Origin of the sequence: Massilia sp. TSP1-1-2 (genome assembly GCF_049896185.1) — a bacterium.
In the GTDB taxonomy this organism is placed as follows: domain Bacteria; phylum Pseudomonadota; class Gammaproteobacteria; order Burkholderiales; family Burkholderiaceae_D; genus Telluria_A.
This window is the reverse complement of record NZ_JAFCTU010000005.1, coordinates 111,418-125,224: the sequence shown is the minus strand read 5'-3', so window position 1 is coordinate 125,224 and position 13,807 is coordinate 111,418. Positions and strand designations below refer to the sequence as shown.

Genomic DNA, 13,807 nt, shown 5'->3' with positions numbered 1-13,807 from the left:
TCATGTTCTGTTTCAGCGAGCTGATGTAGCTCGCTGAGGCAGTGAGCTGAGCGCCGATCAGTCGCATCCTTGCGCCGCTTCATGCGGCGCAAGTGCATTTCAGGCCGGCGTGTTCATACGGCGGCCCGTCCCAATTCTTCCATTTTTCCTACCCAGCCAGCGATGGTCTGCGCGTCCGGACTGCCCGCCATGCCGATCAGTGTTTCATGCACGGGCGAGATACCGACAAACCGCAGGATATTGCGCTTGAGCGACTTGACGCTGTGCGCGCGAAAATACAAGCGGTACATCAGCGCCGGCATGCCCATGGTGACGATGACGCGCGCCGAGCGGCCAGCCAGCGGCTTTTTCGCCAGCGGCGTCAAGCGGTCGCGCGCGAAAGCAAAACCGGGCCGCGCCACCTGTTCCAGAAAGCCCTTCAGCAACGCCGGCATGTCGCCCAGCCACAGCGGATAGACCAGCACCAGGTGCTGGGCCCAGCGGATGTCGTCCTGGGTCTGGCGCAGGCTGGCCGGTGTTTCGCCCTCGTCCCACTCGCGCTGGTTGCGCAGCAGCGGAAAGTCAAGCTGCGCGACCGTGCTGTAGCGTACCGTATGGCCGCCGTCGGCCGCACCGCTGGCGTAGGCATCGGCCAGCGTGTGGCACAGGTGATCCTGCGCAGCGTCGGGATGTCCCTGAATCAGCAGAATATTTTTACTCATGGGCTTGCTCATGCCGCGCCCCGTCAGCGGAAAACCAGCACCGGGATCTGGCTGCGGGCCAGCACCTCTTGCGTGTCGTGACCGAGCGTGAGTTCGCGTGCGTCCTTGCGGCCGTACGACGCCATGGCGATCAGGTCGCACTGGCGGTCAAAGGCGGCCTGGAAGATCGCTTGCGGCACGTCCGCCGACCTGGCGACGGCAACGTCGCAGGGCACGCTGTGCTGGCGCGCGCTGTGCTGCACGACGAGCAGGCAATCGTCGGCCTCGGGGGGCGGCGCGCTCGCGCTCGGCGCCACCACATGCAGGCCGGTGACCTTGGCGCCGATGGATTTGGCAAACCGCATGCTGGACTGAATGGCGATGTCGGCACCGGCCGACCCGTCGGTAGGAACTAGTATGTGCCTGAACATCGCCACCCTCCTCGTCCGGGCGAACCGCCCGCGTATCCATTTATGACCACGCGATCGCCGACATGGTTCCGGTTCTTATTCGGCGTCGGGATGGCGCGACGGGTGGGCCGCAGCGATGGCGGGCACAGCCTGGCAGGCGGCGTCAATGCGCATGATGGTCGGATAGGCGGCTAGGTCAATGCCGAAACGGGTGGCGTTGAACACCTGCGGCACCAGCACGCAGTCGGCGATGGTGGGGGTGTCGCCGTGGCAGAAGCGCCCGGTGTCGCCAGAGGCCGACAGCAGCACTTCCAGCGCCGCAAAGCCTTCCTGCACCCAGTGCACATACCACGCGTTCTTGGCGTCCTCGGTCAGGCCGCCCTGCTTGACGAGGTAGCGCAGCACGCGCAGGTTGTTGAGGGGGTGGATGTCGCAGGCCACCGTCAAGGCAAGCGACCTGACGCGGGCGCGTCCCAGCGCGTCGCGCGGCATCAGCGGCGCTTGCGGATGCATTTCATCCAGATACTCGAGGATGGCCAGCGACTGGGTGATGACGGCGCCGCCATCGTCCAGCGCCGGCACCAGCGCGCCCGGGTTGATGGCAAGGTAGTCCGCCTTGAGCTGCTCGCCGCCGTCGCGCGTGAGGTGCACGGGGACCGCTTCGTAGGTCAGCGCCTTGAGGTTCAGGCCGATGCGCACGCGATAGGCGGCCGAACTGCGAAAGTAATCGTACAGTTTCATCGCGCTCTTTCCTGGTACATGGCAACCTGCTGGTCGATGGCGCCAAAGACGCTTGCGCCTGTCGCGTCGAGCATTTCGATGCGCACACGGTCGCCAAAGCGCAGGAACGGCGTTTTGGGCGCGCCCTGCTCGATGGTTTCATACATGCGCACTTCAGCCAGGCAACAGTAGCCCACGCCGCCGTTCTCGATGCTCGAACCGTGCAGGTCGCCCTGCTTGTTCGAGACGGTGCCCGAGCCGATGATGGTGCCGGCCGCCAGCTCGCGCGTTTTGGCGGCGTGCGCGACCAGTTGCGCAAAATTGAACGTCATGTCCTCGCCGGCATTCGGTTTGCCGAAGGCTTTGCCGTTGATCTGCACGCTGATCGGCAGGCACAGTTTGGTGTCGCGCCAGGCCTGGCCGAGTTCGTCGGGCGTGACGCACACCGGCGAAAACGCACTGGCCGCCTTGGACTGGAAAAAGCCGAAACCCTTGAGCAGCTCGCCCGGGATCAAGTTGCGCAGCGAAACGTCGTTGACCAGCATGACGAGGCGGATCGCTTGTGCGCACTGCTCAGGCGTAGCGCCCATCGGCACGTCGCCGCTGATGACGGCCACCTCGGCTTCGAGGTCGATGCCCCAGTCTTCGGACAGCGCAAAGATCGGGTCATGGGGGCCGACAAAGGAGTCCGAGCCGCCCTGGTACATCAGCGGATCGGTGTAGAACGAGGCCGGCACATCGACGTTGCGCGCCTTGCGCACCAGCTCTACGTGGTTGATATAGGCCGAGCCGTCGGCCCACTGGTAGGCGCGCGGCAGCGGCGAGTGGCACAGCGATTCGGCGAACGGCTGGGCGTGCGGGGTAACGCTGTCGAGCACGTTTTCGTTGGCGCTTTCGTGGGCGCTGTCGTGGGCGCTGTCGTGGGCGCTGTCGTGGGCGCTGTCGTTGGCGTTCTCATTGAGGGCGCGGTAAACCGCCTGCAGCGGCCCGGCAACCAGCTCCCAGTTGTCGAGCGCGAACTGCAGCGTGGCGGCGATCTGGGGCACTTGCTGGCAGCGCGCCAGATCGCGGCTGACCACGACCAGGGTGCCGTCGCGGGTGTTATTGTTTAGTGTAGCAAGTTTCATTTAATATCCTTGAGGCTGCTCGTGCATCCACGCCGCGTGCCTTGGCGCCTTGCGGGTTTCGGACCACTCGTTGAGCATGTCCCATTTGACGGCGTCGAGCTTTTGCTTCATCTCGTCGGTCGCCGTGTTGACGGCCAGTTCGAGGCGATGCCCGTTCGGATCGAAAAAATAAATCGACTGGAAGATCGTGTGGTTGGTCGGGCCGATAACGTCGATGCCGTCGGCCTGCAGGCGCGCCTTGGTCTCCAGCAGTTCGTCCATCGACTCGACTTCGAGCGCCAGGTGCTGCACCCACTCGGGCGTGTTCTGGTCGCGCCCCATTTCGGGCTGCAGCGGCAGCTCGAAAAACGCCAGCACGTTGCCGTTGCCGGCGTCGAGAAAAACGTGCATGTACGGATCGTAGGCGCCGGTCGAGGGAACCGTGTCTTCGGCAATGGCGAGGACAAAATTCATGTTCAGGTACTTGACGTACCAGTCGACGGTTTTCTTGGCGTCCTTGCAGCGATACGCCACATGGTGAATACGTTGGATCGGCATGCTGGTCTCCTATTCTGGTTGCACCCATTAGAGTCGAAAACGAACTATCATACAAACAATATCTTCAGCCGCATTTATCAGCCTATCCTATAAATTTCCTATCCTATAAGTCACCCATGAATCCTACGCTGCGCCAGATGCGCGCCTTTGTCGCGCTGGCCCGCACCGGCAGTTTTACGCTGGCCGCCGAGTACTTGCATGTCACCCAGGCCGCCCTGTCCGGCCTGATCAAGGAACTCGAGACCACGCTCGCCATCCGCGTGGTCGACCGCAGCACGCGCCGCATTGCGCTGAGCGACGTGGGGCGCGAGCTGTATCCCTTGTTTTCTAAAATCATCGATGACCTCGACGGCGCGCTGCTCGACATCGTCAATCATACCCAGCTCAAGAAAGGCGTGGTGCGCGTGGCCGCGCCGCAGCTGATGGCATGCACGCTGCTGCCGCAGGTCATCGCCGCCTATCGCAGCGCCTACCCGGACATCCAGGTGCGCCTGGTCGACTGCGCGGTGGAACACGTCACGCCGCGCGTGGTCAGCGGTGAAGTGGACCTGGGCATCGGCCCGGAGCGCGACGGCACGGCGCAGGTCAACGCCACCGTGCTGTTCGAGATGCCGTTCGTGATGGTGTACCCGCGCGGCCACCCGCTCGAGCAGCGTGCTCGGCTGACCTGGTCGGACCTGTCGGATTATCCGTTCATTTCCTTGCAGGGGCAGTTCACGGAACGGCTGCTGTCCGACATGCATAGCGCGCTGCGCGAAGTGCCCCTGAACCCGGCCAACGAAGTTACTTTCATGACGACGGCGCTGGCGATGGTCAGCGCAGGCCTAGGCGTGACGGTATGCCTGCCGTATGCGGAGCCTTTGGTGCGGCTGCATCAGCTGAACATGCGCCAGCTGTACGAGCCGGAACTGACGCGCCGCTTTTTTGTGTACCGGCGCGAGAACCGCTCGCTGTCGCCGGCGGCCGAGAGTTTCATCGCTTTTTTGTTCAGCTTTGTTGAAGCCTATGACTGGAACGTTCCGGCGGCGGACGTCGTCGTCGCCGCGCACCTATAATCATCGAAAAACAGTCAAAAAAAGTCTGCAAGGGAATCCATGTCACACAACACCATCGCCATCAACCAGCAAATGGAAAAATTCGACGGCCACGCCAGCGTATGGCTGTTCGGTTACGGCTCGCTCATCTACAAGGCGGACTTCCCGTACATCGAGCGGCGCACGGCAAGCATCGCCAACTTGACGCGGCGCTTCTGGCAGGGCTCGCACGACCACCGCGGCACCGAAGCGGCGCCCGGACGCGTCGTCACGCTGGTGCCCGAAAGCGGCGCCGTGTGCAATGGCATGGCTTACCTCATCACGCCGGAAGTCTTTACCCACCTTGACCATCGCGAAAAAAACGGCTATCTGCGTCTGGCAACCCAGATCACGTTCGATGACGAGACCAGCGTTGAAGGCCTGGTCTATATTGCGACCGCCGACAACGCGGCCTACCTCGGGGCGGCCAGCGAACAGGATATTGCCCGCCAGATCGCAGCCTCCAGTGGCCCGAGCGGCCCGAATCGGGATTACCTGATCGATCTCGCGCACGCGCTGCGTGAAATGGGCAAGCATGACGCGCATGTGTTCGCCATCGAACAATACTTAACTTCCTGACCTATTTTCTGACGCATTTCCTGCCGCATTTCCTGCGGCATTTCCTGAAAAATCAAGTCAACAACTCCTTTCTCAGGAAAACAAATCCAGCTGTCCCGTCGCATTGCCGCATTGCTTGGCCTGCGACGGCGGCACCACCAGCGGCCGCTTAAAGCGTGACGCATCGAGCTCGGCAAAGCGCCCGCTCGTCAGGTTCATGCCCAGCCGCTCGGTCGCCTTGACGAAGCGCTGGCGGATCAGGTCTGCCCACACGCCCTCCCCGTGCATCCGCTTGCTGAAGTCACTGTCGTACTCTTTGCCGCCGCGCATTTCGCGCACGCGGTTCATCACACGCTGCGCGCGCTCGGGAAAGTGCGCCTCCAGCCATTGCTGGAACAATGGCTGGACTTCCCATGGCAAGCGCAGCACCACGTAATGCGCGCTGACGGCGCCGGCGTCGCGCGCCGCCGCCAGCACCCGTTCAAGCTCCGGCTCGGTGACGAAAGGAATAACGGGCGCCACGCTTACGCGCACGGGAATGCCTGCCTCGGTCAGCGTGCGGATGGTGCGCAGGCGGCGCGCAGGCGCGGCGGCGCGCGGCTCGAGCGTGCGCGAAATGGCCGGGTCCAGCGTGGTCAAGGTAATGGCGGCAATCGCCTGACCTTTGGCGGCCATGGGCGCGAGCAGGTCGATGTCGCGCTCGATCAGCGAGGCTTTGGAAATGAGCGCGACCGGGTGCTCGCATTCGTGCAGTACTTCCAGCACGCGGCGCGTGATGCGCAGCTCGCGTTCGCACGGCTGGTAGGCGTCGGTGTTGACGCCGATGGCGATCGGTTCGGGCACATAGGAAGCCTTGGCCAGCTCGCGCCGCAACAAGTCGGGCGCATTGACTTTGGCGAAGAGCCGGCTTTCAAAATCAAGCCCCGGCGACAAGCCCAGATAGCTGTGCGTGGGCCGCGCAAAGCAGTAAATGCAGCCGTGTTCGCAGCCCCGGTAAGGATTGAGCGACACATTGAACGGAATATCGGGCGACGTGTTGCGGCTGAGGATAGTTTTGGCGTACTCGTCCGTAACCTGGGTCTTGAAGGGCGCGCTTTCTTCCTCGTCTCGCACCCAGCCGTCATCGAAGCTTTCGCGGCCGTTGACTTCGTAGCGCCCTTGCAGGTTCGATACCGCTCCCCGGCCCTTTTTAGCCTCGAGCGGGCGCGGCGGCAGCATGACATGCTCTTCTGACTGGTCGTTGGGGTCGGTCACGGCGCCCTCATAACTGTATATACATACAGTATTCTACGTCGCGCAGGATGGATGTTCAAGGGCGATTCGGTAGCGAATCCAGTTTTCCGCCCGTTTGCTGGAAATGCGCCACAAAGCTGTCGAACGCGTCCAGCAGCGGTGAGAATGGCGCGGGATTGCCATGCAGTTGCCCCAACGCGTAGCAGCTCGCTTCCAGCGTCGAGAGCTGGTCCGGCGCGTGCGCCTTGCGAATCAGGTAATGGGAGGCGGGCATTTGCGTGAGCGGCAGCCGCGGCAAGGTTTGCAGCAGTCGATTTTGATGCAGCATTTTACGGCTCTTGCGCCACGTGCCGTCGAGCACTACCAAGCGCAGCGCAGCCGGGTCGGCCAGCAGCGCGGGATTCGACGCGAGCGGCGGCATGCCGGGCGTGTCAGGATACAGCAGCAGCGGCGTTTGCCCGCCATCGAACAGCAGCGCCTGCAGCAGCGCCTCGTCGAAGCTCTCGCCTTGCACCATGGCCGAGCCCGCCACGCTCAGGTGCAGCAGGCGCGCACTGCCCTTGGCGTTGGCAACTTCCATCGGATGCTGCAAGATGAGCAGGCCAGCGCGGCTCTCGACCGGGGCGATCCAGCGGCAAATGCACGCCGACAACGGCCGGGTGCAGCGGGGGCAATGCGGGCGCGACGACGTCAAGGCGTGGGGCACCGGCCTACGCCGGCTTTGCGCTGCGGGCAGCGCGCAGCGCCTTGCGCCACGACTTGACCTTGGCAATCGCACGCTCGGCCAGCGTATTGAACAGCGCATGCGCGCAAAACAGCAGGCGCACGGGCTGCGCACGGTCGAACAGCAGCACCTGGGCCCGTGTTTCAAGCACATGCGACGAACGGAAATCGTGGTTCGGCGTGCCGAAACCAAAATCGATCAGGTGAAAGCAGCGTTCGGCCATCAGTTCCTTGATTGCCAGGTGGACTGCGCTGGTGCCGACAGATAAAGATAAATAATTATTGTTCACGAAAATATTATGTATGTGCCACACATCCGGCGAACGCGTGCCGATCACGGCGGCGAGCACCTCGTCGCCGGCACGCAGAACATAACATAAGAGCAGGTCCCGGCGCGCCAGCGCCTCAAAAGTGGATGGGCGCAGCACGCTTGCCAGGCGCGCAGGCGGCACCAGCGACATGAGCGCGGCCATCATCGACGTCACCTCGTCCGCGCGCCCGATGCGCTGCATGGTGAGCGCACCGGCCTGCTCGGCAAGCTGGCGAATCTGGCGGTTCAGGTTGTAGCGCTTTTTGGCGCTGAATTTTTCCAGATATTGCTCGAAGGTGGCCGGCAAAGGCAGCGTGTGGCACTCGCGCCACTGCCCCATCAAGGCGCAGCCGAGCAACTGTGGGGCGCTGTCGGCGCTCGCTTGCAGCGCGCGCCAATGCGGGCTGGACAAGGGCAACGATTGCATGAAAATTGCCTTGGCCTGGGGGAAAGCGGCCAGCAGCTGCAAGCCGAGCTCTTGGGTGAGCACGCCGCCGGGCGCGGCCGGAACGCTGCCGAGCAAGTTGATCATCTCGACGCTGGCCTTGTACAACACCAGTTTGCCCACGCCAAACACGACATCCTGGCGTCCGATGCGCACCGGAACCACGCCCACCAGCGCGCGATCGTCGCGCCGGCTGATCGTCAACAGTTCGAGCCGCTCGCCGCTGTCACAAGTTTCGCGCTGGAAATGGAAAAACTCGGGCGTCTGATAGATCTTCTGGTGGCTGCCCCCGGCCACCACCAGCGCGCGCCAGAGCAGGCAAAAAGCAGGGTCCGCCGACCGCTCAGTGGCGAGCTCGACAATATAGTTCGGCTGCGCACTCGGCGCCGGCATGCGCGAACCCGATTGACGCGCGGGACCAGCATCGCCATGCACCTTTTCCAACGCCAGGACAGGGGCTTCGCGTGAGTCGCCGGCTGGGATACGCTGCATGGTTGCTCTCTTCACGGTGGGACAAGTGGATGATAACAATTTGTTGCGTTCTTTCCAATGATTTTGAACAAGGTCGCCAGCTCTCGCCACTCGCTGGCGCAAGTCCATGTCACATTTATTGAACTAACAAAGAGTTGCGCGAGCGTACTGGTAGGCAAGGTGATCAGGCTCGCAATACCTGCGCGCCCAGGCGCAACTATTTTTGATTTTGATGCCGGAAATTATCAATCGTGTATTGCTCAGGAAATTACTCATGCATAAAATCAGTACATTCCTTTAGGCAATCCCATTTACCGGGGTCCATCATTTTTATTGCTCTGCACCGCCCCCGATCCATTCTTCACGCCATCGCCAGCGCGGTTGTGGTGTGCTGCTCGCTGATCCCATCGTTGGCAGTGGAGCAAGAATTGCCGCTGGACTTTCGCATGAATGAACAGGTGATCCTGATTCCGGCCGGGCCGGACCTGAGCGCAAGTTTGCAAACGACGGTGTTCCGCCCGAACGGACCGGGGCCGTTTCCCTTGCTAATCATTAATCACGGCAAAGACGCGGGCAACCCGCACCTCCAGCAGCGCGAGCGTTTCATTTTCATGGCCACCGCTTTCGTCAAGCGCGGCTACGCGGTGATGGTGCCGATGCGCCAGGGCTTCGCCAGCTCCACCGGCACCTACGCCGACCACGGCTGCGACATGACCGCCAACGGCCGGGCCCAGGCGGCCGATGTGCTTGACGCGGTGGCCTTTGCGCAAAGCCAGGACTGGATCGACGCCGACCGCATCGTGATCGCTGGCCAGTCTTACGGCGGCTTGGCCGCCATCGCGCTGGGCACGCAGGCGGTACCGGGCGTGCGCGGCCTGATCAATGTTGCCGGCGGCTTGCGCGACGACGCCAACGATTGCAACTGGCGCACCGAACTGGTGCGCGCATTTGCCAGCTATGGCGACGCCAACAAGATTCCCAGCCTGTGGCTGTACGGTGCCAATGATTCACTGTTCTCACCGGCTTTGGTGGCGCGCATGTACGCCGCCTTTGTCGGCAACGGCGGGCACGCCCGTCTGCACGAATTTGGCGCCTTCAAGCGCGATGCGCACGGCATGCTGGCCAGCCGCGACGGGGAAAAAATCTGGTGGACCGAAACAGCGCGTTTCCTGCGTCAGGTGGACATGCCAACCGAGCAAGTGTATGCCGTCGGCCCTCCGCCCGCGCCGCCCAAGACCGATTTCGCCAAAGTGGACGATATTGCCGCCGTGCCCTACCTGAGCGAGCGCGGGCGCGAAGCCTACCGCGAATACCTCGCCAAGCTCACCCCGCGCGCCTTTGCCGTCTCGCCCAGCGGGGCTTGGTGCTGGGCCGAGGAAGGGGAAGACCCTGACACGCGCGCGCTGGCGACCTGCGCGAAAAAAAGCAAGCAGCCTTGCCAGTTGTATTCGGTCGACGATTATGTTGTTTGGCGCGGCAATAGCGGCGCCGAGGCGGCGGGCGGCGCACTGGGCGGCAACGGACCGACGGCGAACCCATAAAACAACAGCATTCGGCTGTTGTTTAGCCCGGTTCAAGGCCGCGCCCAAGAAGCGCCTTAATAATGGTGGCGAACTTCATTTTAGGAAGAACGCCATGCAACGACGCATCAAATCCCTCCTCGCGCTGGCCTTGCTGGGCGTGAGCGCCACGGCCAGTGCCGCGAATAATTATCCGATCGTGCTGGTGCACGGCTTTCTCGGCTTCGGACCGGAACAATTTACCCGCAGCGGGTTCAAATATTGGGGCGGGTTCGACGACATTGCCGCCCACATGCGCTCCCACCAGGGCACGCACATGGTCATGGCCGCTTCGGTCGGCTCGATCAGCTCGAGCTGGGACCGCACGGCCGAACTGTATTACCAGATCAAGGGCGGCTGCGTCGATTACGGCGACACCCACACCGCCCGCTTCCAGCACGTCGAAGAACGCAGGCCGCCCGGCAAGTGCTGGGCCGCCGACCCGTCCAACAATCCCGAAAACTATCCGATCGCGCTCTACCCCGCGTGGGACGCCCAGCACCCCATCCACCTGCTCGGCCACAGCCAGGGCGGCCAGACCATCCGTTCGCTGATCCAGCTGCTCGAGCAAGGTTCGCCCCATGGCGACGAAGGCGGCGGGGAGCTTTACAAAGGCGGGAAAATCGGCTGGGTGGTCAGCGCCACCACGCTCTCTGCCCCGCACGACGGCACCAGCTTGCGCGACGCGATCGGCAGCTTTGCGCCCTTCGCCATGGACTGGGCCGCCCTGATCACCCGCATGGCCGATCCGGCCGACGCCGCCCATCCCATCCCCGACCTGAAACTCGAACAGTTCGGGATCCGGCGCGTGAGCAACGAGTCAAGCGCCAGCTACGTGGCGCGCGCGATGGCCGCGCCGGTCTGGAACCAGGACAATTTCGACTCGGCCCAATGGGAAATGGGGCCCGACGGCGCACGGGAATTCAACAAGTGGGTCAGGACGTCGCCCAATGTGTACTACTTCTCGATCGCCAACAGCGCCACCGAAGCGGGTGCCTGGTGCTGCAACCGCACCGACCGCATGCTCGCGCCGCTGCAGCAGTCGCAGTATCAGTACCCGCGCGAGGATATGGCGCCGCTGACCAAGCCGTACGCGGGCGAATGGATCGTGCCTTCGCTGGGCCGGCGCGGCCTGGGCTCGTACACGCAGTCGGCGCCGGACCGGGTGCCGGTCGACAGCCGGTGGTTTCGCAACGACGGCGTGGTCAACACCATCAGCATGCGCGCGCCCACAGGGCAGCCGGTGATTGACTACAACGGGCAGGCGGTGCGCGGCGTGTGGAATTTTCTTCAGGAGTACAAGACCTACGACCACTTCGACATGCTCGGTTGGCCAAGGTCGGGCGCGAAGGTCTATCCAATTTACGATAGCGTGAGCGCCATCCTGTACGCCCTGTAACGCAAGCGCCGGAAGGCGCTATTTATTGCGCAGCCCATTTCTGGAGCTGCGCAACGGTGGCCGTCACCCCGCCGCACACGATGACGAGCACGTTCTTGAAGCCGGCCAGCTGCGGCGCGTCGGCGTACACCAGCGCCAGCGCGGCGCCGCATGCCGGCTCCACCACCACGCGCTGGTCGTCCATGAAGCGCAGGCATGCCTGCACCGCCGCCTGGTCCGACACCACCACGCTGGTCACCGCGCTAGTGGCCGCACCCTGCTGCGACAGCGCAAACGCCTGCGCCGACACCTGGCGCGCTCCCAGCGAGGTGGCAATGCTGGTAATGGCCGGCAGCGTCACGCGTTCCCCGGCCGCGATGGCCTGCGCCAGCGAATCGGCGCCGGCCGTTTCCACGGCCATGATTGGGACGTGACCCCAGCCATTGCGGCGCAAGCCCTCCACCACGCCGCACAGCAGCCCGCCGCCGCCCACCGACAGCACCACCGCATCGGGCGTGACGCCGGCGCGCGCGACTTCATCGATCATCGTGGCATGGCCTTCCCACAGCAAGGCATCGTCAAACGGATGGATGAAGGCGTCGCTTGGTCCCACCAACTCCAGGGCGTGCGCATTGGCTTCCTGGAACGAGGCGCCATGCACGATGATGTCGCCCTGTTCGCGCCGAATCAATTCGCGCGCGCGTTCGGTCGTCGTCTCCGGCACCACCACCAGTACGGGCACTTGCAGGCGGCGCCCGGCGTAGGCCGCAGCGATGCCGGCATTGCCGCCCGACGAAGAAATAAAGCGCTTGGCGCCGCGCTGCACATAGGTTTGGCAAGCAAAGCCGACGCCGCGAATCTTGAACGAGCCGGGTGGCTGCAGCGCCTCCATCTTGAGCCAGACTTGGCGCCCGGTCGGGCCGGCCATGGCGCTTGATGCGATCAGCGGCGTTTCGATATGCAGGGGCGTACGCGTATTCACAGGCGCGACAGGAAGCGTCATCGTGGTCCCGGGTAAAAATCAAAGTTGGTCGAGCCGCGAACGCAGGTCGGCGGCGTGATTCTGGAAGGCGGCGCGCGCTTCATCGTCCATCTTGCCCAGGTTGCGGTACACCATGGCCAGGCGCTGGTTGCCCGACAGGCGCTCGGCGTTGCGCGCGAAAAAATCCCAGTACAGCGCATTGTAGGGGCAGGCGCGCTCGCCCAGGCGCGCCTTTTTATCGTAATGGCAGCCCTTGCAGTAGTCGCTCATGCGGTCGATGTAGGCCGCGCTCGAGACATACGGCTTGGTGGCCAGCAGACCGCCATCGGCGAACTGGCTCATGCCCACCGTGTTGGGCATTTCGACCCACTCGAAGGCGTCGATGTACACGCCCAGGTACCACAGGTGGACTTGATGCGGGTCCAGGCCCGCCAGCAGCGCGAAGTTCCCGATCACCATCAGGCGCTGGATGTGGTGCGCATGCGCGTCGTCAAGCGACTGGCCGATGGCGTGGCGCATGCAATTCATTTTAGTCTTGCCGTCCCAGAACCACGAGGGCAAGTCCTGCGTGTGGCCAAACACATTGTGCTCGCCGTAGCCGGGCATGTTGGCCCAGTAGACGCCGCGCACGTACTCGCGCCAGCCCAGTATCTGGCGAATAAAACCTTCCACCGCGTGCAGCGGCGCATGCCCGGCGCGCCAGGCATCCTCGGCTTCGGCGATGACTTCGCGCGGGTGCAGCATCTTGGTGTTGAGCGCAAACGAGAGCATCGAGTGAAACAGGCGCGAGGCCTTGCTGCTCATGGCATCCTGGTAGTCGCCAAAATGCGGCAGGCCGTGGTCGATGAACTGGTCCAGATGCACCAGCGCTTCGGCGCGGTTGAGCGGCCAGACGATGCGCGCGCTGTCGGGCCGGCCAAAGCTTTGCACGCCGGCCGCGACGATGGTGTCCCATAGCGCCGTGTGATCGTGCAAGGCGCGCGTGTCGGGCGGCTCGGGCGGCTCGCCGCGCCAGCTCTTGCGGTTCTCGACGTCAAAATTCCATTGGCCGCCAGCCGGTTTTTTGTCTTTCTCGATCAGCACCTTGTGGACAATGCGCATTTGGCGATAAAAGTATTCCATCAGCCACTGCTTGCGGTCGGCAAACATGCGCTGCGCCTCGTCGCGCTCGGTAAGGAAATGTTCGCTGCCAACCATGACGGCGCCAGGAATCGTGGCCAGCTGCTGGTCCAGGCGCCATTCGTCAGGGCACTGGTATTCGAAGGCGGCGCCGGCGTGGCGCTGGCGCAGCCACGCCACGTTGTCGGGGATCGAATGGGTGTTCTCGGCGTCGTCGATGGCCAGGTAGTGAACCTGGTGCCCCCCCGCCCGCAGCGCACGCGCAAAGTCGCGCATGCCCGCGAAGATGGCAATGATTTTTTGCGCGTGGTGGTGAACGTAATCAGTTTCCTGACGCACTTCCATGAGCGTGTAAAGCACGTCGGTGCTAACGGTGGCAAACCAGCTGTGCAGCGGGTTGAGCTGGTCACCGAGGATGAGGCGTAGTGTAGTCATGGTTGAAAGTTTAGCATGGCCGCGTTGACCGCGCTGCACCTGTCGAT

14 protein-coding genes are annotated in these 13,807 nt (G+C 63.3%); 4 read left to right on the top strand and 10 right to left on the bottom strand.

Going from position 1 to position 13,807, the window contains the following annotated elements; genetic code table 11:
* Window positions 1-113: 113 nt before the first annotated feature.
* From ACP7BV_RS06145 to ACP7BV_RS06125, 5 genes are all read right to left on the bottom strand, one after another.
* The gene (locus tag ACP7BV_RS06145; RefSeq protein WP_426102574.1) at window positions 114-701 is read right to left on the bottom strand and encodes an NAD(P)H-dependent oxidoreductase; all 588 of its coding nucleotides are present in this window, start codon (window positions 699-701) and stop codon (window positions 114-116) included.
* A gap of 23 nt (window positions 702-724) precedes the next feature.
* The gene (locus tag ACP7BV_RS06140; protein ID WP_426102572.1) at window positions 725-1,111 is read right to left on the bottom strand and encodes a universal stress protein; all 387 of its coding nucleotides are present in this window, start codon (window positions 1,109-1,111) and stop codon (window positions 725-727) included.
* Between the two features lie 75 nt (window positions 1,112-1,186).
* Window positions 1,187-1,831: a maleylacetoacetate isomerase gene (maiA, locus tag ACP7BV_RS06135; RefSeq protein WP_426102570.1), complete on the bottom strand. Its 645-nt coding sequence runs from the start codon at window positions 1,829-1,831 to the stop codon at window positions 1,187-1,189.
* Window positions 1,828-2,937 carry a fumarylacetoacetate hydrolase family protein gene (locus tag ACP7BV_RS06130; protein ID WP_426102568.1) on the bottom strand — a complete coding sequence of 370 codons (1,110 nt, stop codon included), beginning with the start codon at window positions 2,935-2,937 and terminating at the stop codon, window positions 1,828-1,830. Before ACP7BV_RS06130 ends, maiA begins: the two co-directional genes overlap by 4 nt.
* Window positions 2,938-3,474 (bottom strand): VOC family protein, encoded by a 537-nt coding sequence (locus tag ACP7BV_RS06125; protein ID WP_426102566.1) that lies wholly within the window; start codon window positions 3,472-3,474, stop codon window positions 2,938-2,940.
* Window positions 3,475-3,590: 116 nt separating this feature from the next.
* On the opposite strand from ACP7BV_RS06125, the gene ACP7BV_RS06120 reads away from it, so the two are divergent.
* Window positions 3,591-4,529, top strand: coding sequence for a LysR family transcriptional regulator (locus ACP7BV_RS06120; protein ID WP_426102564.1), 939 nt, complete (start codon window positions 3,591-3,593; stop codon window positions 4,527-4,529).
* A 39-nt stretch (window positions 4,530-4,568) separates the two neighbouring features.
* On the top strand, window positions 4,569-5,126 hold the full coding sequence (locus ACP7BV_RS06115) for a gamma-glutamylcyclotransferase (RefSeq protein WP_426102562.1): 558 nt from the start codon (window positions 4,569-4,571) through the stop codon (window positions 5,124-5,126).
* Between the two features lie 72 nt (window positions 5,127-5,198).
* Here ACP7BV_RS06115 and ACP7BV_RS06110 read toward each other — a convergent pair whose 3' ends face one another.
* The 3 genes from ACP7BV_RS06110 to ACP7BV_RS06100 all read right to left on the bottom strand — a co-directional run bounded on the left by ACP7BV_RS06110 (window position 5,199) and on the right by ACP7BV_RS06100 (window position 8,308).
* The gene (locus tag ACP7BV_RS06110; RefSeq protein ID WP_426102852.1) at window positions 5,199-6,323 is read right to left on the bottom strand and encodes a PA0069 family radical SAM protein; all 1,125 of its coding nucleotides are present in this window, start codon (window positions 6,321-6,323) and stop codon (window positions 5,199-5,201) included.
* A 91-nt stretch (window positions 6,324-6,414) separates the two neighbouring features.
* A complete protein-coding gene (locus ACP7BV_RS06105; protein WP_426102560.1) occupies window positions 6,415-7,044 on the bottom strand; it encodes a tRNA-uridine aminocarboxypropyltransferase in 630 nt (209 codons plus the stop codon).
* Between the two features lie 4 nt (window positions 7,045-7,048).
* The gene (locus ACP7BV_RS06100) at window positions 7,049-8,308 is read right to left on the bottom strand and encodes a GNAT family N-acetyltransferase (RefSeq protein ID WP_426102558.1); all 1,260 of its coding nucleotides are present in this window, start codon (window positions 8,306-8,308) and stop codon (window positions 7,049-7,051) included.
* A 425-nt stretch (window positions 8,309-8,733) separates the two neighbouring features.
* Between ACP7BV_RS06100 and ACP7BV_RS06095 the strand changes: the two genes are divergently transcribed.
* On the top strand, window positions 8,734-9,828 hold the full coding sequence (locus ACP7BV_RS06095; RefSeq protein WP_426102556.1) for a dienelactone hydrolase family protein: 1,095 nt from the start codon (window positions 8,734-8,736) through the stop codon (window positions 9,826-9,828).
* Window positions 9,829-9,922: 94 nt separating this feature from the next.
* A complete protein-coding gene (locus ACP7BV_RS06090; protein WP_426102554.1) occupies window positions 9,923-11,245 on the top strand; it encodes an esterase/lipase family protein in 1,323 nt (440 codons plus the stop codon).
* Between the two features lie 22 nt (window positions 11,246-11,267).
* Here ACP7BV_RS06090 and ACP7BV_RS06085 read toward each other — a convergent pair whose 3' ends face one another.
* Complete coding sequence (locus tag ACP7BV_RS06085; RefSeq protein ID WP_426102552.1) at window positions 11,268-12,227, bottom strand: pyridoxal-phosphate dependent enzyme; 960 nt, start codon at window positions 12,225-12,227, stop codon at window positions 11,268-11,270.
* Between the two features lie 18 nt (window positions 12,228-12,245).
* Window positions 12,246-13,760, bottom strand: coding sequence for a cryptochrome/photolyase family protein (locus ACP7BV_RS06080; RefSeq protein WP_426102550.1), 1,515 nt, complete (start codon window positions 13,758-13,760; stop codon window positions 12,246-12,248).
* Window positions 13,761-13,807 lie beyond the last annotated feature (47 nt).